Below are 17,543 nucleotides of genomic sequence, written 5' to 3'. Positions count from 1 at the left end.
GCTCTGGCAGCCCGCAGCCGGGCGACGACATGGATGCGCTGCTACTGGGACGAGGAAGGCGTCTGATTCTACGTCGAGCTCGACGCTGAGGGCTGGGTGATCCAGCAGGTCGAACTTCATGGGCCCGAGCTCACCCCGATCGCAGCCGCATCCCTCGACGAATGGCAGCAGGCCCACGACGCAGGCCAACTCGACGAGCGAAGGGCGGGTCAGCTGGGGTTTGCCGTTGTGCCCGGGTCTGAGCCAGGCGGTAGGAGGGGTGTTCGCGAATGCCTCTGATCGGGCACGCGTGAAGTCCCTGAAGATCGCTTCCCGCCTCAACTGTTGATCGTTTCCCGGGCAGGGGATGCCTCAGCCCCACCAGAAGTCCCAGTTGTGGACACCGGTGAGTCGCTCTGCGTACGCGGCCAGTGTGTACGGCCGTCTGCCTTGCCAGATGTTGTCAGGGCAGAAGGCGAAGTGCTCGGCAGCGATCAGGAGGGCGTCCTCTTCCGTTGTGGGTGGAGCTGCGACGCTGAAGAGGTCGTTTTCACCTGTGATGTGCGCTTTGTTCAGGGCTTTTCGATCAGGGGTTGGCATCTTGGTGGGGGCAAACAGTACGGGGATCCATGACATGTTCGTACGGTTCGCGCTGGACTGCTTGATTGATACTGAGCGACCCAAACACGGGCTGCCGCTCTCAAACTGAACCAAGCCCTGATAGCGGCAGCGAAGACACACGCCCTCGCCGCCGTAAGCCTGAAGTGGTGGGGTCCAGATAAGGACTCGCACACCAACCCGCTTACCAGGTCAACGCCCTCGTCTCGGATGAGGTACGCGGGCTACTGTGCAGGCCAGTCGTTCACCCCCGCGGAGATCACATACACGGGCTGGGGAGGCACTGCAGGCTCACCACGGGCTGCGTTCACCTGGTGGGTGAACAGCCCAACCCATCGCGCCATCGTATTGGACCCGGGACTCACCGGGATTGGCCGAGTGGCGGTGCCTGGTGCTGCAGATCCGGGCGGCACGGGTGCAGCTCGCGCAGGAACCTATGTGGCGGACTTCGGACGCTGCGGACCGTAGCCCAAGACAAGCAAGCTCAAAGAGGCACGTCCTGGCGGACGCGAACGGACTGCCCCCCTCCTCGTCGGCGTCTGAGCCGGCAACACCCACGACGGCGAAGGGCTGAAGCCCACGGCCGAGGGTCATCTCACGTTCGCCCGGACTCGTTGCTGGTGCCGGATGTGTTCGTGGTCAGATGGTTTGTGATCTCTTCGGCGGTCAGCACGCGTGCGAAGCCCTTGCGGAGGACGGCGAGTTCGGGTTCCTGCCGGGACTCGTCGTCGGTGGCCGTGATGTCGGCTCCGAACACGACTTTGTAGCCGCGTTCGTATGCCTGCCGGGCCGTGGTGCCGCAGCAGTAGTTGGTGAGGGTTCCGGTGATGATGACGGTGTCGCGACCGAGGTTGCGCAGCATCGTGTCGAGCGGGGTGTCGTAGAAGGCGCCGTAGGAGGGTTTGCGGATCAGGGCCTCGTCTGTGCGGTACCCCATCGGGGCCCACACTTCGGCGGGGCCCGGCCGGCGCCAGTCGGTGTCGGCGTGCGGGAGATAGCGCAGGGCGTGCGGCCGGTCCAGTTGGAGGTGCGTGTCGTCGAAGATGGTCCAGATCACCGGGATGGAGAGGGCCCGGCATTCCTCGACCAGCCGGCGCAGCCTGGGTGCCATCCGGGTCGCCGCCGGTACCCAGTAGGGGCTCCATCCGGGACGGGTGAACTCGTCCTGCATGTCGATGACCAGCAGCGCCGAACGTTCGGGCCGCACATCGAAGGATGCCTGGCCGTGCTGGTAGGCGCCACGCGCTCGCGCGGTCACCCAGGCTTCCGTATACGTCATCCCCACCCCTTGCCTCGATTCGATGTACCTCGTTTCGATGTGCGAGAGTAGCAGCATGCTGGAACTCGCGATCCTGGGATTCCTGGCCGACGGGCCGCTGCACGGATACCAACTGCGCCGCTCCATCGCGCACTTGGCCGGTCACGCCCGCCCGGTCAGCGACGGCAGTCTCTACCCGGCGATCAACCGCCTGGTCAAGGCTGGCCTGCTGGAGCGGCGCACTGAGCCGGGCGCCTCGGCTGCCCAGCGGCACACCCTGAGCCTGACCGCCGCCGGCCGCACCGAACTGCTGCGCAGGCTCAGGGAGCCCGACGATCTGGACATCAGCGACAGCGCCAGGTACTTCACGATTCTGGCCTTCCTCTCCCAGCTTCCCGACACCAACGACCAGCACGCCGTGCTGCGCCGGAGACTGGAGTTCCTGGAGCAGCCCGCCAGCTTCTTCCACGACGGCGACCGCCCGCTACGCGCCGAGGACATCAAGGACCGGTACCGCAGCGGCATGCTCCTCATCGCCCGCGCCACCAGCCGCGCGGAACAGTCCTGGCTACGGGAGGTACTGCCATGATGCCGCCCAGCTGTTCCCGGCGTGCCCGGATTGTCCGTCCTCTCCGCGCGGGCGGAGGTGAGCCGTCCAAGAGCGACGGCTCCGAGCTGGTCAACTAGAGACCATCGCGGCCAGCCTGCGAAGGGTTCGGGCAGAAGGGGAGCCGGGATCGGCCGTGATCAGGACGACTTCCTGGTCGTCTTCGGGGACAAGAAGAACGTCGCAGTTCAGGCGGAGGCCCCCTGCCGTCGGGTGGTCGAGGGTCTTGGTGCGGTGGCCGGGCGCGTGGACCGGGCGGGTCTCCCAGAGCCGGCAGAACTCCTCGCTGCCGACGTGCAGTTCGGCCAGCAGGACGGCGAGCTGGGGGTCGTGCGGGTAGCGGTCGGCGGCCCGGTGTAGCCGTGCACCCCGATGGGCCCGAACTCCTCGGTGCTGGAGCTCTCGTACATCCGCCCTTCGCCGAGGAACCGGCGCCGGGCCAGATTCGTCGTCCCCTGTCCGAGGTCGCCGCCCAGCAGTGCCTGGCCAGCGGGTTCCAGGCGACGACGCGTAAGCCGCGTCGGTGACGATCGTGCCGGTCTCCGGCAGACGTTGCAGCATCCGGGTCGCGTGCGGGCGAACGCGCCGTACGGCGCCGCCGGCGGGCGGCGGCACGTCAGCTCAGCAACCGAACATGCACCGTTGGCGGTACGGCTCCTGCAGGTGGCGCACCGGGCTGGCGACGGCGCGAGCTGCCTCGGCGATCTCTGGTTCGGAGGCAGGATTCGGCTCCTGGAAGCATTCCCATTCGAGCAGAGCCGCGAGGTCGGCGAGTGCTATTGCCTCGACGTACGTCAGGCGGGGAAACCAGAGGGGGTCGGTGCCCTCGCTCGTCCAGTTCAGGGGATCGATCCCGTGCTCAACGAGGATCGTGGGCACCGTGTCGGGCCAGCACAGGCGAGTCGCTTTGACGAAGGCCCGGGGTACGGCCATCCCGTACCGGGCCAGAACCTCAATCCGCTCGTGCGCATCCACGTCGAGACAGACGCCGCTGATCTCGACATCGACGCGGCCGCCCAGACGCGGGTAGGGCGTATGGGTCACGCGGCCGTCGGGCCAGGACGGGATCTTCGCCGTCTGCGGCTCTGGGCGGAGGCAGGCTGGGGGAGCGGAGACTACGCCGCGGTGAGGACCATCGGGGGCGCCCGATGATCCGCGCTGGTCGGCGCAAGTTCGTGCAGACCCGCGACGAGCTCGCCGCGGTCGCGGGCGTGGAGCCGAGCATGTTCGCCAAGACCAAGCCGTACACGGCCGAGGACTTCCCCGCGTCGATCAGCTCCAAAGACGCGCGGGTGCTGCTGTGGGACAACGAACAAACCGCCGCCTACTACGCCGGCAAGCCCATCCCGGCGCTGCCCGAGCAGGACCACGACCAAGACCTGCTGGACCGCAACGAGGCCGCCGAGCTGCTGGAGGTGTCCCGGAAGACCTGGGAGGACTGCAAGCGGCACGAGCAGATCGCCCCCCATCTGGTCAAGACCAAGGAAGTAGAGCACTGCCCGCGTGGGGTCATCAACGCCTTCAAAGCGGCCAGGGAGGCAGGACCGGGCCGTTGCGGCGAAGGGCAGGCCGCGGGGGGCGGGGACAGGGTTGCGCGCGACCAGATTGGAGGTGCTGAAGTGTGATTCCTGGTTGAGTTTGGCGGCCAGCAGGTCCGTAGTGAGCTCGGGTTCCTTGCACTCCTCGGCGGCCTTGAGGATCCAGGTCCGGAACTCGGCCGGGACTCCGCGCAGACCGCCCCCGCCGTCGGTTATTTCGGTGCCTCGGTGCACCTCAGTCCGCTGCCGCCGACGCTCGTCCGGAGCAGAGCTCCGAGCCCCGCCGCAAAGAACCTCGCCGATAGCCGCCCGGACTCAGCGGAAGACGCCGTGCCGGCCGAGGCTCAGATCGGACAAGGCGTCCTGGTGCTGAAGGTTTGTCAGCGCTGGTACCCGCGAGAGGGGGAAGTACCGGAGCTCCAGGGTCTCCCCGTCCTGACCGCCCAACTGCCCGCCGACGACCGAGCAGCGGAAGAACATGGTGATCGGCTGGACCACATCGCCGTTGGGGTAGGAGTGCCGGTACTTGGTATACACGCCCAGCAGCGTGTCCACGCGCACGCGCAGCCCTGTCTCCTCCTCCGTCTCCCGTACCGCCGCCTCGGCCGCCGACTCACCCAGTTCGATCGCACCGCCCGGAAAACCCCATGCACCGTCGTCCCCGCGCCGCTGCAACAAGACGCCCTCGTCGGTGACCACACACGCGGCTGCGAAGTTGAGCTGGATCGGAGAATGCCCAAGCCGGGACCGAATCCAGCCGATATAGTCTGACATAAAGGGGGTTTCTCCTCGTCGATGGAATATGACATCGCAACTGGCTCCCGTGGCAAGGGTAGAGAAAGGGAACCAGCAGTCATGGCGCAAGAAAACATGCGACAGCTTCCACAACAGGACGGCGCGGCCTATGAAGTGGCCCGTGATGTTCTCCTTCAGCTGATCGGCCACGCCGCGAGCCGGGTGGCGGCCGGCGAGGGGGAATGGGCCTAAGAGCGCGACCGGTGGACCTCGCAGCTGAACAGGCTCGACCCGGGGGGGTGAGAGACAGACGCCGTCCAGGAAGTCCTGGACCGTGAGGCACCGGTCTTGGAGTCCATAACGGAGGGCCTGAACCAGTGACGGACCCCGGAGTGGACCGGACGTATGTGCTGCCGCAGGAGCAGTCCGATCTGATCTTCGAGCAGATCGCCCAAACGCTGCTCGCCGGTGCCGTCCCACAGGACCAGCCCGTCGTCACCGTACTGAGCGCGTCTGCCGGCGCCGGAAGGACCGTTCTTGCGCGGCGGATCAAGGCGACCTATCCCAAGGGCAGCAGGCCCGTCGCGATCGACGTGGACGCGTTCCGAGGATTCCACCCCGACCACCTTCGCCTGCGCGCGGAGCACGGCCCGCGTTCCACATCCGCGCGTCCACGTAAGCCCCCTCGCTGATGCCGTTCTCGATCACTGGTGCCCCTGCCACGCAGGTCGTCGCCGTGTCAGCGAGATGCCCAGCCAGCTGCAGAGCGGCGCTGGCCGCAAGGGCTTTGCCCAGGTAGCCGTCAGCTCAGCTGTGACACAGCCGCGCCGGGTGGCTGGCCCGCTCCTGCAGGGCCTCGCGCCGTCTGCCGGTGCTCGGCTTCATGGAGGCGCAGACGTCGCCGTGCACGTCCACGACTGATCCGCCGTGTGGTATTCGGCCAGGTCCGATGGCTTTGTGCCATTCGTGGGCAACTCGTCTCCCAACATCACTGAGGCCCCGCTACACAAAGAAGGCTGGGGTGGCGTGCTGCCGTCCCCGCGTGGTGAGGCCAGTCGGTGGGGGAGGTTGGGACGGTCGCTGACCATCAACGTGGCGCTGCTGCTCGCAGTCATCGTGGTCTGGCGGCTGCGGCGGCGTACGGAGGCCCGTAGCCGCTTCGACGAGAAGCTGACCGTCGTCATCGTCCTGGCGCTGGGTGTCCTGATCGCGCCCACCCCGGCGGGCCAGGGAATCTTGAACATCCTGGGGCAGCTGGCGAGCGGCGTCACTCAGGCCGGCGGCCGATGAGTCCCCGCACGCGCAAGTGCCGGACGGCGCCGGTCAGCGCCCGCCGCGGATCACAGGTTGGGGGAGCGGGGGAGTGATGGCAGCACGTCGACGGCGCTGGCGCTTGAAGAAGCGGACGCGCCGGCAGCTGCAGGTGTGGGCTGCGGTCGTGGCGGTGGCCGCTGGGGTGTGGGTGGCCGGGTATTGGTCGGTGGTGTGGCCCGTCCTGGTGGCTGTGCTCGCCGTGGCCGTGGTGGGCGGGGTTGGCTGGGTGCTGCTGCGGGCGCATCGTCGCGCGGTCGGCCAGGACCGTGCGTGGCGGGCGCAGGAGGAGGCCCGGGCGCGGGAGTTGTCGATGGCCGAGGTCGACGCGTTGTCGTGGCAGGGGTTCGAGACGTACATCGCGGATCTGTGCCGGCGGGACGGCTGTACGAAGGTCGTCGTCAGCGGCAAGAGCGGCGACCTGGGCGCGGATGTCGTCGGCTACCTGGCCGACGGCCGCAATCTCGTCGTCCAGTGTAAGAAGTATGCGCCGCACCGGAGCGTGTCCTCGCGGTTACACGTTCGTTTGACAGACCCTCATCAACGGACGCCTCGCCGAAACCGAACTCACCATGACGACACCACGGCAACAGCGTCAGTAACACCTCCAACCTTCGGGGCCCGCCTCCCGAAGCTGTACAGCGGAGTTGACGCATCCTCCGCCTTTCGCGGTGCGGTTGGTCGCCAGGTAGACGGTGTCCACTCCGGCGGCGCGGTCGTCCTTGAGGTTGAGGATCGTGGTGAAGCCGAGGCGGCTCAGGAGTTGGAGGTGCCCGGTGTTGGTGGACCATGTGCGCAGCACGATCCACGGCGGCATGGGCTCCGGGAGGTCGAAGAGTTCCCGGTAGAGGGCGCGTGCAATGCCATGGCGCCGGAGGTGGTGCCGTACGGCGATGGTACTGACGTACAGGCAGGGGCACAGGTCGGCAAATCGGGGGTCCCGGTGGTCACCGCGGAAGGAGAGGAAACCGGCGGTCTGGTCCCCGCGCTTGCACAGGATGAGGTCCTGTTGGAGCAACTGCGTCAGGTAGCCGTCTGGGGCAGCGGCCGCTGGGTCGCGTTCACGCAGGTCCGACTGGGTGGTGCCCTCCCGTGAGGTGAGCGGGGGGACGAAGTCGCCAGCGACTTCCGTGAACATGTCGGCCAGTTCGCGCTGTTCCGCGGTGGGAATCGCCCCTGGCCGGTACCACCGTGTACTGATCGCCCTCACGCCACTCCTCGGTCGCATCGACCCCCGGGCCGGCCTGGGCCGCTCAGGGTTGTCGGTGCCGTGTCCTGAGCCATCGCCGTACAGCGGTGAAATCTACTGCGAACATGGCCCAGAGACAAAGCAGGGGAATGACGGTGGCCACCACATAGACCGGAGTGAATCCGACCTGGGCGAGGGCGGGGACGAGGCTGGCCGTTCCGGCGGCAGCCGAGATTGCGAACAGGGCCTGGAAACGCCGCAGTTCCGCCTCGTTGTTGTAGTCGGCCAGCTGGCGCGAGTGGTTCTCCAGCGCGTGCAGGCGCGACATGGCGGTCTCCTTGTGCCTGCGTACCTTCAGGTTCGTCTCAAGGTACTCGGCGACCCGTAGCAGAGCGGGGTCCTTGAGCATGACGTCAAGATTGTCGATCTCCGACAGATCTTGCACGAGGGCTGTCTGGTTCGCGGACAGAATGTGGGCGTCCGCCAGTCGTTGGCCCGCGCTTCCTTGCTGCCCACGCAGGTCGTGGGCGTTGATCCAAAGCTGGCAGACATACCACTGGGCGTGAACCAGGTTCAGCAGGGTTGTGACGGTGTCCGCCTCGGAGGCTATCGTCTCGGGCTCTGCCCGGATCACCGTCGACCAGCCGGAGCTCGCGACCTCCAGGCCCCTGAAGTCAAGCGAGTCGGCAAGCCCGTCCCCGAGGGTGACGGAACCGCTGCCGGACAGCCAGAGCAGACCCCGAGCCCGCTCGTCGGGCAGGTCACCGAGGCCGCCGATGAAGCACAGGCGGAAGTCGTGAAAGGCGTAGCAGAACGGCCGGGGCTCGATGATGCCCGACGCCGCGTGCCGCAGTGCCCGCACCGCGGATCCGTACACATCGGAGGCACCGGACCGCAGACCGGGCGGGATATGGAGATGCAAGTGGTCGCTGAAGGCGTCGCACTGGTGGAGGTAGGGCAGGTAGTCCCGGTTCTTCCACTCGACCAGGTCGTCGTAGAAGCGTTCGATATCAGCCGTTCCCTCGTTCAGGGCGAAGGTGAAGTCGACCGACACCACGCCGAGCCACGGGTATACCCGCATCCGGCAGTCGAAGCTCCACTTGGCTCCGGCGAGTACCGCTTCCCCGCCGGGCAGCGTGCACGAAAGAACCGGTGCGTGCCCGGCAAGATAGGACAGGTTCCAACTGCGCAGCAGTGTCGTGTCCACGACCACCTCGCCATGCTGCGCCTCCAACACCTCCGCGAGGCACCTGGTGTCGACAACGGTCCCACCCAGGTCGTACTTGAAAGGAACGAAGACCCTCAACCCCGATGTGCGATGCGCGTCCACGCACCCTCCCGTGAATCCCCCGACGCCGCGCGCAGCCCAGACACCCACCATACGGTCCGCGACCCCACAACGACCGCAAATCACCCAGGAGAAACGGTTCTTTGAGCAACATAACGCCGCGATCCGGCTGAGCGGGTCCTCGTGGGCACGGGTGGCGTCCAGGAGCATCGTGGCGAGCCTGATCCCGCTTGCGCGGAGGGAGGAGCGGGCCTCTTCCCATTCCTGAACCGCCCGTGCCGCAGTGACGTCGGCACGGGAACGCACGTACGCCTCGGCGGACGACAGGAGGAGACGTTCACCGATCCCCAGAGGGTCTGCGGCCTTCTGCACCAGGACCTGGGCGAGCGAACCATGGCTCGTGGTTGCCTAGAGCGAGGCGACCGCGGGCCAGGGCGGGCCAGCCACCGGCGGCGGCCCACTGCTGCAGCCACGCCAGCGCCTCGGGTACGCGCCCGTCGTCCTCCAGCAGGTCGACCGATCGACGTAGTAGTACTCGCGCCGGGCCTGGTTCGCTCGCTCCCACCAGTCGCGGGCCTCTTCGGCGCGCCCGGCGGCGTCAGGTGGTAGGCCGGCAGGCAGGGGGCCTCCACGTCGCCGGCATCGGCCGCCTTGGACCACCATCGCAGCGCTTCAGCGTCCTGCCCGTCTCGTTGCAGGTACGCGCCGACGGTGACCGCGGCCCGGACGTCGGCAGCCTCGGCGGCCCGGCGCCACCGGCCATGGGCCTCCTCGACGCGTCCGGCCCGGTCAAGCAGCCGCGCCGGCTCTGCCGTCGACTCCCGGTCGCCGCCCTGCTCGTCAGCACCGGCCTCGTCCCCGCCCCACCGTGACGACATTCCGCATTCAAGGCCAGCAACTGCGTCGGCCCCATTCTCCTCGCGAGGCCAGTCCTTGACACCGCGGCGCCTTTTTGGCCTTCTTGGCCCTCGGTCATAGTCGGCGCCATGGACTATGACGTAGTGGTGGCCGGAGGCGGCCCGGTCGGACTGATGCTGGCCTGCGAGCTCAGGCTCGGAGGCGCGCGGGTGGCCGTCCTGGAGCGCCTCACCGAAGTGGACCCGACGATCAAGGGCGGGGCGATCACCACGCCCAGCGCCGAGGCACTCTACCGCCGAGGCATGCTGCCCGCGCTGGCCGAGGTGCAGCGGCAGGCGATGGACCGCTTCCAGGCATTCATGCGCGAGCGGAACGGCGGGGACGGGGGCGGGGCCGCGGGCCAAGGGCTCGGGTTCGTCGGGCACTTCGCCGGGATCATGCTGCGCGCCGACCTGGTCGACCGTACGGAGCCGGGCCTCGGCGACGCCGGACCCGCCGCCGAGATCGCTTTCGTGGCGCAGCAGGACATCGAGCGGCTGCTCGGCGGGCGGGCGGACGAGCTCGGCGTCGACGTGCGCCGGGGAGTGGAGCTGACCGGCTTCGACGCGGACGATGGGGCCGTCACCGTGCGGACGAGCGACGGGGCGATACGCGCCGGCTGGCTCGTGGGCTGCGACGGCGGCCGCAGCGCGGTCCGCAAGCTCGCGGGGTTCGAATTTCCCGGTACGGACCCGGAGATCACCTGTCACCAGGCGGTCGTGGAGATGACCGGCGCCGAGGACCTGAAGGTCGGCTGGAGCGCCACGGACACCGGGGTGTACGCCTACGGGCCGATGCCGGGCCGCGTCGTCACCGTGGAGTTCGACGGCCCGCCGGCCGACCGGGACGCGCCGGTCACCACCGAGGACCTCCAGGCGCGGCTGCGCCGCGTCTCCGGCGTGGACGTCACGATCACCGAGGTGCGGACCGCGACCCGCTTCACCGACCACGCCCGCCAGGTCACCGACTACCGCAAGGGCCGGGTGCTGCTGGCGGGCGACGCGGCGCACGTGCACTCCGCGTTCGGCAGCCAGGGGCTGAGCCTGGGAATCGGGGACGCGATGAACCTCGGCTGGAAGCTCGCCGCGGTGATCGGCGGCCGGGCGCCGAAAGGGCTGCTGGACACGTACACCTCCGAGCGGCACCCGGTCGGCGCGTGGGTCCTGGACTGGACCCGGTCCCAGGCCGCGGCCATGCGCCCGGACCCGCAGTCCCGGGCCCTGCGCGAGATCGTCAGCGACCTGGCCGGGACGGTCGTGGGCACCACGTACCTCACCGCGCGGCTCAACGGTGCCGGAGTGCGCTACGAGCTGTCTGGCGAGCACCCGCTGACCGGCCGCAGCACCCCGGACCTCGAACTCACCGACGGCGGCCGCCTCGCGGACCACCTCCACAGCGGCCGGGCGCTCCTGCTCGACCTCACCGACGACCCGGGGCTCCGGGCCCTCGCTGTGGGGTACGCCGGCCGCGTCGACACCCTGACGGCCGGCTGCCCGTCCCGCCCGGAACTGGCGGCGGTCCTCGTCCGTCCGGACGGCTTCACGGCCTGGGCAGCCGACGCGGGGGCGCCGACGTCGACGGCCGGGCTGGCGGAGGCGCTGGAGGAGTGGTTCGGAGTGCCAGAGGGCGCGGTGGCGCCGGGCTGATCCACCGCGCTGCTGACTGACTCGAACCACGAGCCGATTCCACCCACGGCCGCCGCACCCACTCGGTGTGGCGGCCGCCCGCATCCCAGTCCCGGCCCAGCAGCAGCCTGGAGCTCTCACCGGCCGCCTACCGCACCCGCCGCCACGCCCTACGCCGGTGTTACGGCTCCCGGCATCCTACGAGCCGGTGACCAGTGCAAACGTCACCGCCGGGACAGCCTCGGCGGTGACGGTCACCGTACCGGGGTCACACCTCATCGCCCGAGTCCGGGTCGCACAGCGGGCGCAGGCCGCCCGGCAGTTCGGGGAGCTGGAACGAGTACCGGCCGAGCATGTTGACGTGGTTCCGTACGAACGGGGAGAGGCGGGCCACGCGCTCGTCGCGCCCGCCGGAGCCGTCCCCGCGCAGCTGGTTCACCGCGGCGTCCATGTACCGGGTGTTGAACAGCACGAGCGCGTTGAGGACCAGGCCCAGGGCGCCGATCTGGTCCTCCATACCGTCCTGGTAGCGCTGGTAGAGCTGCCCGGCCTTGCCGTGGAAGATCTTCCGGGCGAGGGAGTGGCGGCCCTCCTGGAGGTTGGCCTGGCTCTTGATCTGCCGCCGGTAGCCGGGCTCGTCGGCCAGGCGCAGGATGTGCAGCGTCTTGGCGATCCGCCCGTAGTGGGCGATCGCGTCGCCGAGCGGGGTGGGGCGCCCGTCCCGCGTCAGCATGCGGATGACGTCGTACGCACGCATGGCCCCGGTGTGGATGGACCCGATGATCCGCAGGGATCAGCACCTCCAGCAGGTCCAGGGCGTCATCGACCGCGCGGGTCGTCAGATAGACTGCGGTCGCCAGCAGCGTCGCCAGGCGCCAGGAGTCGCCGTGCCGGCGCAGCAGCGACGCCTTGCCGTCGATGCCGTACCGGGACAGCTCCGCCAGCCGCCGCGGCGGTTCGCGGACACGTCCACCTCGCCCATCCCAAGATTGGAGACCTCCGCCGCCCGCTCCAGCGCCCACTTCATCTGGGGCCCGCAGATCCGCACCGGTGCCCGGCGCAGCCGGTCCAGCTCCGACACCCGGGCGCCCGGCGGCACCGTCAGCAGGGAATCCAGCACCGCCCGCTGACCGGTGCTCAGCAGGACGTAGAGGGTGTCCCACAGCCGCTGGTTCGCCGTCCTTCGCACGGAGGCGACCAACCGGGCCAGCGTGGTCACGCCGGGCAGCAGCACCCGCCGCTCGCGCAGCCACCCCGTCGCCGCGTCGAACAGCGCCTTCGGGCCCTCCCCGGTCGTCCAGGCCCGCGCGTCCACCCACACCCGCAGCTCCGCCTCCGCGTCGGCGAACTCCGCGTACTCCAGGAGCTTCCGCAGCTCCCACATGTGCTCGAACGGGGTTTTCTCCCGTTCGCCGTACGCCTTCAGCACCGAGGCGTCCGCGATGCCCAGTTGCTCGGCGAGGTAGTCGACGACTTCGGTCGGCACGTCGGTCGGGTCGTCCGGGAACACCCCGAGGTAGCGCACGGTCGTCAGCTGTACCGCGAAGCCGAGGCGGTTGTGGTACCGCCGTTTGGACTCGATCAGTTCCCGGCCCGCATCGTCCAGGAAGAAGAACCGCTCCAACCCCGTACGCGACGGCGCCCCGTCGTACGCCGCATAGCTTGCGGCCTGTTCATCCGTCAGAAACTCGACCGGCACTCCGGACCTCCAGCCAGTCAGTGATCAACACGACTGCCGAAGGCTCCGCCTTCGCCTAACCCCAGGTCAAAGCGCTCTCAGGCGCGCGAAGGGCTTAGCGCCAGTTTTCGTTCCGTTGTTCCTCGCCCCCCTACGACCAGCTGCTGCGACCGCGGCAGCGGCAGCGGCCGGACTGTTCCGCCGTCGAGGGAGATTCGCCATGACGACGTTCAAACGCCACCGTGGACTCACCGAACAGGCCGCCGATGCTGCCGTCGACCAGGCATGCCGCATGCTCCGGCTGCCCACCATCCGAGCCCAGTTCCCAGAACTCGCCGAAGCCGCAGCCCGCGACCAGATGTCGTACCGCGGTTTCCTGGCCGAGCTGCTGATGGCCGAGTGCGACGACCGGGCCCGCCGCCGTTCGGAACGACGGATCAAGGCCGCCGCCTTTCCCCGTGAGAAATCACTGCGGACCTTCGACTTCGATGCGAACCCCAGCGTGGATCCGGCGGTCATCCACACCCCGGCGACCTGCGAGTGGGTCAAGAAGGGCCTGCCACTCTGCCTGATCGGCGACTCCGGCACCGGTAAGTCCCACCTGCTGATCGCGCTGGGCACCGAGGCCGCGATGGCCGGCTACCGGGTCCGCTACACGCTCGCCACCAAGCTTGTCAACGAACTGGTCGAGGCCGCGGACGAGAAAGTGCTGACCAACACCATCGCCCGCTACGGCCGAGTCGATCTTCTCTGTATTGTCACTGCTGACCAGCATCTTCCCAGCCCTGGAACGGGCTCTCGACCTGGGGACCAGCGGAGCGCTGATGCTCCTGACGGGCTACCAGACCCCGGCCGCGATCCGGCGCACCGGCCAGCGCCGGCTGACCACCTGGCTGCGCAACCGCAAGGTCCGCGGATCCGAAGCACTTGCGACGAAGGCTGTGGAGGCCGCCGAGCGGCAGCACACTGCCGTCGCGGGTGGAACGGCCATTGCGAAGATGGTGCTCACCTTCACGAAGGAGGTGATGGCCCTCAACGAGAAGATCTCTGAGACGGACAAGCTCATTGAGGGCCGGTTTCGCGAGCACGAACTCGCCGAGGTGATCCAGTCCCTGCCCGGCATCGGCACGGTGCTCGGCGCCGAGTTCCTCGTCGCCGTCGGCGGCAGCCTGGATGCGTTCGCCAGTCCTGATCGCCTCGCTGCCTTCCCGGGAGTGACCCCTGCACCGCGCGACTCGGGCAAGATCAGCGGGAATCTCCACCGTCCTCAGCGCTACCACCGAGGCCTCCAACGGGTCTTCTGCACGTCGGCGTTGGTGAGCGTCCAGTTCGACCCCAACTTGCGCCAGTTCTACGACCGCAAGCGCGCCGAAGGCAAACGGCACACCCAGGCCGTGCTCGCCCTCGCCCGCCGGCGCGTCAACGTTCTGTGGGCCTTGATCCGTGACCGACGGTGCTATCAAGTCGCACTACCTGTCCCTGCGACGGCTTGACTTCAGCATTGGGAAGCACCGACCTCCGGTGACCAGGACGATCGCGTTGCCTGGCTGGACGTACGGTGACGAGCCGTTCAAGGCGACGGCGTCTCAGGTATGCCGAGACCAGAAGACGACGAATGCGACGTAGGTGATGGCGGCGGTGGCCACGAACCAGAAGTACGGATCGCCGCTTCGTCCGGATGCCAGCTCACCGATGAAGGCGCTGAGATTGCCCACGGTAAGCACCACGCCCGTGCCGGCCCAGGCTCGCCCTGCAATCCGGGCGAAGCGCTCGTCGGGTTCCTTTTCGGTGAGGCCCTGATAGGTCTCGTTCCGGCGTCCCAGCAGCACTAAGGCGAGACTGCAGACCGCCAGGATCCCGAATGTCACCAGGCCGAGAGCGAGGCGGCCTCCGAAAGTCGCGGCCACGAGGCAGGCGCCTCCGAGGGCGAGGAAGAAGCCGGGGACGGACCACCTGGCTGTGCTACTGGTCATCTGCTGGGCCCTCATCGGCATGAAACATCTCCTCAACGCTGACCTCGAAGAACTTGGCCATGGACAGGGCGAGCGGCAGGGAAGGTGTGTACCGCTCGGTCTCGATGGCGTTGATCGTCTGCCGTGAGACCCCGAGGGCCGTGCCCAGTTGGCCCTGGGAGAGCCCTCGTGACGACCGCAGTTCCCTGACGCTGTTTCGCACGTGTAAAGCTTACTTGTCACCCCTCCATGGCTGTCAAGCTTGCTTTACAGGAAGGGCAGGGCTCGCAACGGCGCCTCGCGCAGTGTGTTCACCGCGCTGATGGCCAGCCCGGACTGGAAGGGTGAGTGCATCCCCGACCACCCCTTGGGCGGCCACAACCCCGCCAGCCCGACCTGGAGATCTACGGAACTGTCCGCGACGGTTACCAGGGCTGCTACGGTGCCCAAGGGAACGGAGCCACCGCAGCAGGCTAGTACTCCAGCCGTAGTTGTGGATCTTCATGGTGTGGCTGTGCGGCGGCGGTAGTGGCATGTGCGGGCCCGGGCTTGGTGCCGGCGGCGCCATAGGGACCAGCGCAGACGGTGTTCGCGTTGGTTGTCGGGCGGCGTTGAGGGGGTGGCGAACAGTCGCTGGATCTCGTTGCAGGTGAGTGCAATCAGCCCGTCGGGGACGGGGTGATCGCGGTGCTCGCGGGCGCGGACGACGGCGAGGAAGGCATGCGCGAGCATGGCCAGGGTGACCCAGCGCAGCCAGGGGGGTGTAGCGGCGGACTTGGTGCTCGTCCAGGCCGGCGAGTCCTTTGCCGGCCTGGAAGGTCTCCTCGATCCTCCAACGCATCCCGGCGACGCGTACCAGCGTGCCGATCGGCACCGGATGGGGGCTGAAGCAGCGGTAGTAGGCCAGTTCGCCGGTGGTGCGGTTGCGGCGGATGAGCAGCCGGTAGATGCTCGCGACGGCCTCCGGGAGCAGGTCGATGGCGGCCCAGTCGTAGTGGCGCGGCCCTTTCGCGCCGCCTCCGGCGGACATTCGCTGCCAGGCGGTGCGCGGCACCTTGCGTACCAGTGAATCGACACGGAACTTCCCACCGGCCGTGCGGACTTCGGTGCGGCACGAGACGGCCATGACAGAACCGATCTGGCGCTCAGCCAGCATCTGCGCCAGAGCGGGATTGCCTCCATAGACCTCGTCCCCGGTCACCCAGCCGACCGCGTGCCCGGCCTCGCAGAACCGCTCGATCATTGCCGCGGCCAGCTGCGTCTTGGTCGCAAAGCGCGTGGTGTCGGACTCCAGCCCGGCTGCCCGGCATCGCTGAGGGTCCTCGGCCCAGATACGGGGCAGGTACAACTCCCGGTCCACAGCGGCGTGTCCATGCTCGGTGGCATACACCAGGTAGACCGCCACCTGCGCATTTTCGATCCTGCCCGCCGTGCCGGTGTACTGACGCTGCACCCCGACCGTCGTCTGCCCCTTCTTCACATCGCCCGTCTCGTCGACGATTAGCACCGCCTGCTCGGCGCCCAGGTGGTCGACGACGTACTGACGCAGATCGTCACGGACTGCGTCCGCGTCCCACTTCGCCCGCTTCAGCAGATGCTGCATCCCATCGGGTGTGGCCTCACCGGCCCACTCCGCGATCGTCCAGCAGTTCTTCCGCGGCGGGTCCGCCAGTAGCCCTCGGACGAACTTCCCCACCCGACGACGGGGTTCGGCACGCGCGAACCGTCCGCCTATGCGCCGCATCAGCCCTGCGAAGTCATCGTCCCAACCGCCAGGGTCTACGCTGTGACCAGCGGCCACCGCCTGATCTTCAGTCTTCACACACCGATGATCACCGGTGGCCGCATCCGTCTCCGACCCCACCCCAGACCTCCCCCGACCTCGCTTACGGCTCCGACATCGCCAACATCGGCCTGACGATCACGGCGGTGGCCATCGCCGCGATCTGGCACGAGGGTCCGCTCTTGCTGGGACTCGGCCCGACCCGCCTGGGGGTTACGGCCAGGGCCATAACCCCCAGGCGCCTTCTCCGTGCGTTTACTTGGCGCCCCCGGAGAGCGCCCCGTGCAGGAAGACCTCCACCAGCTCCTGCGGGGTCAGGTCGGGCTCGTCCTCCGTACGCGGCTGGATGAAGAGCAGTCCGTAGAAGAGGGCCGCGATCTGCTCCGGCGGCCGGCGCAGGGCGTCCTTGTCGGGCTCCAGCAGCTCCGCGAGGGCCGCGCGGATACGGGTCGTCGACTCGCTGCGGCCCGCGCCGCGCACCGTGCCGGGGTGCTTGCCGCCTCGATGCCCCAGCGAGCCGGCGATCGCGCCCATCCTGGACATGTGCGCCTGCAGTGCCTCGGCCGCCTCCGCGAGCCGGTCGAGCAGCGGCTGGGATACGTCGATCGCGTCGAGCTCGCGGACCGCGTGCTCGGGGGAGAGCGCCTCGGCCACGCAGGCCTGCAGCAGCTCGTCCTTGTCGGCGAAGACCCGGAAGATCGTGCCCTCGCCGATGCCTGCTGCGCGGGCGATCTTCGCGGTCGTCACCGCGGCGCCGTACTCGGCGATCAGGGGGATCGCGGTCTGGATGATCATTTCGCGGCGCTGCTCCGGCGACATGCCGGGAGCGCGACGGCGGGTGGTCTGGTTCTCCTTGGGTGCTGTCATGACCGCGAGAGTACGGAGTGAGTGCTCACTCCGTCAATGAGTGAGTGCTCACTCCGCTCACTTTTCTCGTACCCGGCTACTTGTCGATGGCGGCCCTCCAAGATCCACGACTACGGCTGGAGTACTAGTGCCCCGGCAGGCAACGTTCGCCCGTCAAGGAGTGACGTCCGGTGCGTGCTCTCGGCGTGCCGGCCGGAAGTCCTCGTACTGGACGTACT

The 17,543-nt window shown here is 68.4% G+C and carries 18 protein-coding genes and 6 pseudogenes; 11 read left to right on the top strand and 13 right to left on the bottom strand.

Features of this window, described 5'->3' with window-relative positions; translation table 11 throughout:
- Positions 1–351 precede the first annotated feature (351 nt).
- A pseudogene (locus tag AB0A61_RS19630) lies at positions 352–540 on the bottom strand (DUF4253 domain-containing protein); the annotation flags it as partial.
- A 144-nt stretch (positions 541–684) separates the two neighbouring features.
- On the opposite strand from AB0A61_RS19630, the gene AB0A61_RS19625 reads away from it, so the two are divergent.
- On the top strand, positions 685–1,065 hold the full coding sequence (locus tag AB0A61_RS19625) for a CAP domain-containing protein (protein ID WP_361293800.1): 381 nt from the start codon (positions 685–687) through the stop codon (positions 1,063–1,065).
- 127 nt (positions 1,066–1,192) lie between these two features.
- Here AB0A61_RS19625 and AB0A61_RS19620 read toward each other — a convergent pair whose 3' ends face one another.
- The gene (locus AB0A61_RS19620; protein WP_361293328.1) at positions 1,193–1,876 is read right to left on the bottom strand and encodes an isochorismatase family cysteine hydrolase; all 684 of its coding nucleotides are present in this window, start codon (positions 1,874–1,876) and stop codon (positions 1,193–1,195) included.
- 55 nt (positions 1,877–1,931) lie between these two features.
- Between AB0A61_RS19620 and AB0A61_RS19615 the strand changes: the two genes are divergently transcribed.
- Positions 1,932–2,444, top strand: coding sequence for a PadR family transcriptional regulator (locus tag AB0A61_RS19615; protein WP_361293325.1), 513 nt, complete (start codon positions 1,932–1,934; stop codon positions 2,442–2,444).
- Between the two features lie 90 nt (positions 2,445–2,534).
- On the opposite strand, the pseudogene AB0A61_RS19610 reads toward AB0A61_RS19615, so the two are convergent.
- Both AB0A61_RS19610 and AB0A61_RS19605 read right to left on the bottom strand, forming a co-directional pair.
- Positions 2,535–3,056: pseudogene (locus AB0A61_RS19610) on the bottom strand (transcriptional regulator); the annotation flags it as partial.
- 27 nt (positions 3,057–3,083) lie between these two features.
- Positions 3,084–3,506: a hypothetical protein gene (locus tag AB0A61_RS19605; protein WP_361293322.1), complete on the bottom strand. Its 423-nt coding sequence runs from the start codon at positions 3,504–3,506 to the stop codon at positions 3,084–3,086.
- A gap of 104 nt (positions 3,507–3,610) precedes the next feature.
- On the opposite strand from AB0A61_RS19605, the gene AB0A61_RS19600 reads away from it, so the two are divergent.
- Positions 3,611–4,087 carry a hypothetical protein gene (locus AB0A61_RS19600; protein ID WP_361293319.1) on the top strand — a complete coding sequence of 159 codons (477 nt, stop codon included), beginning with the start codon at positions 3,611–3,613 and terminating at the stop codon, positions 4,085–4,087.
- A 228-nt stretch (positions 4,088–4,315) separates the two neighbouring features.
- Here the strand turns inward: AB0A61_RS19600 and AB0A61_RS19595 are convergent, their stop codons facing one another.
- Positions 4,316–4,945 carry an NUDIX domain-containing protein gene (locus tag AB0A61_RS19595; RefSeq protein WP_361293316.1) on the bottom strand — a complete coding sequence of 210 codons (630 nt, stop codon included), beginning with the start codon at positions 4,943–4,945 and terminating at the stop codon, positions 4,316–4,318.
- 167 nt (positions 4,946–5,112) lie between these two features.
- Between AB0A61_RS19595 and AB0A61_RS19590 the strand changes: the two genes are divergently transcribed.
- The 3 genes and pseudogenes from AB0A61_RS19590 to AB0A61_RS19580 form a co-directional block, all read left to right on the top strand.
- Positions 5,113–5,427 (top strand): zeta toxin family protein, encoded by a 315-nt coding sequence (locus AB0A61_RS19590; RefSeq protein WP_361293313.1) that lies wholly within the window; start codon positions 5,113–5,115, stop codon positions 5,425–5,427.
- 376 nt (positions 5,428–5,803) lie between these two features.
- Positions 5,804–6,025 (top strand): hypothetical protein, encoded by a 222-nt coding sequence (locus AB0A61_RS19585; protein ID WP_361293311.1) that lies wholly within the window; start codon positions 5,804–5,806, stop codon positions 6,023–6,025.
- A gap of 76 nt (positions 6,026–6,101) precedes the next feature.
- Positions 6,102–6,539: pseudogene (locus tag AB0A61_RS19580) on the top strand (restriction endonuclease); the annotation flags it as partial.
- A gap of 102 nt (positions 6,540–6,641) precedes the next feature.
- On the opposite strand, the gene AB0A61_RS19575 reads toward AB0A61_RS19580, so the two are convergent.
- Together AB0A61_RS19575 and AB0A61_RS19570 are read right to left on the bottom strand one after the other, a co-directional pair.
- Positions 6,642–7,256 carry a GNAT family N-acetyltransferase gene (locus AB0A61_RS19575; RefSeq protein WP_361293308.1) on the bottom strand — a complete coding sequence of 205 codons (615 nt, stop codon included), beginning with the start codon at positions 7,254–7,256 and terminating at the stop codon, positions 6,642–6,644.
- 43 nt (positions 7,257–7,299) lie between these two features.
- Entirely contained in the window at positions 7,300–8,733 is a 1,434-nt protein-coding gene (locus tag AB0A61_RS19570) for a hypothetical protein (RefSeq protein ID WP_361293305.1), read from the bottom strand.
- A gap of 482 nt (positions 8,734–9,215) precedes the next feature.
- Between AB0A61_RS19570 and AB0A61_RS19565 the strand changes: the two genes are divergently transcribed.
- On the top strand, positions 9,216–9,395 hold the full coding sequence (locus AB0A61_RS19565) for a hypothetical protein (RefSeq protein ID WP_361293302.1): 180 nt from the start codon (positions 9,216–9,218) through the stop codon (positions 9,393–9,395).
- Positions 9,396–9,509: 114 nt separating this feature from the next.
- On the top strand, positions 9,510–11,066 hold the full coding sequence (locus tag AB0A61_RS19560; RefSeq protein ID WP_361293300.1) for an FAD-dependent monooxygenase: 1,557 nt from the start codon (positions 9,510–9,512) through the stop codon (positions 11,064–11,066).
- A 247-nt stretch (positions 11,067–11,313) separates the two neighbouring features.
- Here the strand turns inward: AB0A61_RS19560 and AB0A61_RS19555 are convergent.
- A pseudogene (locus AB0A61_RS19555) lies at positions 11,314–12,744 on the bottom strand (DUF4158 domain-containing protein).
- 199 nt (positions 12,745–12,943) lie between these two features.
- Between AB0A61_RS19555 and AB0A61_RS19550 the strand changes: the two are divergent.
- Positions 12,944–13,774 (top strand): ATP-binding protein, encoded by an 831-nt coding sequence (locus AB0A61_RS19550; protein WP_361293298.1) that lies wholly within the window; start codon positions 12,944–12,946, stop codon positions 13,772–13,774.
- Positions 13,749–14,216 carry a transposase gene (locus AB0A61_RS19545; protein WP_361293296.1) on the top strand — a complete coding sequence of 156 codons (468 nt, stop codon included), beginning with the start codon at positions 13,749–13,751 and terminating at the stop codon, positions 14,214–14,216. The genes AB0A61_RS19550 and AB0A61_RS19545 overlap by 26 nt, the downstream gene beginning before the upstream one ends.
- Before the next feature lie 93 nt (positions 14,217–14,309).
- Here the strand turns inward: AB0A61_RS19545 and AB0A61_RS19540 are convergent, their stop codons facing one another.
- From AB0A61_RS19540 to AB0A61_RS19525, 4 genes and pseudogenes are all read right to left on the bottom strand, one after another.
- A complete protein-coding gene (locus tag AB0A61_RS19540) occupies positions 14,310–14,630 on the bottom strand; it encodes a hypothetical protein (protein WP_361293294.1) in 321 nt (106 codons plus the stop codon).
- Between the two features lie 55 nt (positions 14,631–14,685).
- Positions 14,686–14,898 carry a helix-turn-helix transcriptional regulator gene (locus AB0A61_RS19535; protein WP_361293292.1) on the bottom strand — a complete coding sequence of 71 codons (213 nt, stop codon included), beginning with the start codon at positions 14,896–14,898 and terminating at the stop codon, positions 14,686–14,688.
- 44 nt (positions 14,899–14,942) lie between these two features.
- Positions 14,943–15,125 (bottom strand): hypothetical protein, encoded by a 183-nt coding sequence (locus tag AB0A61_RS19530; RefSeq protein ID WP_361293290.1) that lies wholly within the window; start codon positions 15,123–15,125, stop codon positions 14,943–14,945.
- A gap of 51 nt (positions 15,126–15,176) precedes the next feature.
- A pseudogene (locus tag AB0A61_RS19525) lies at positions 15,177–16,419 on the bottom strand (IS701 family transposase).
- 122 nt (positions 16,420–16,541) lie between these two features.
- Between AB0A61_RS19525 and AB0A61_RS19520 the strand changes: the two are divergent.
- Positions 16,542–16,679: pseudogene (locus AB0A61_RS19520) on the top strand (ion transporter permease); the annotation flags it as partial.
- A gap of 34 nt (positions 16,680–16,713) precedes the next feature.
- On the opposite strand, the gene AB0A61_RS19515 reads toward AB0A61_RS19520, so the two are convergent.
- Positions 16,714–17,325 carry a TetR/AcrR family transcriptional regulator gene (locus AB0A61_RS19515; RefSeq protein ID WP_361293288.1) on the bottom strand — a complete coding sequence of 204 codons (612 nt, stop codon included), beginning with the start codon at positions 17,323–17,325 and terminating at the stop codon, positions 16,714–16,716.
- Positions 17,326–17,543 lie beyond the last annotated feature (218 nt).

This window comes from Streptomyces sp. NPDC046197 (genome assembly GCF_040646295.1).
Taxonomy (GTDB): domain Bacteria; phylum Actinomycetota; class Actinomycetes; order Streptomycetales; family Streptomycetaceae; genus Streptomyces.
This window is presented reverse-complemented; position numbering and strand designations above follow the sequence as displayed.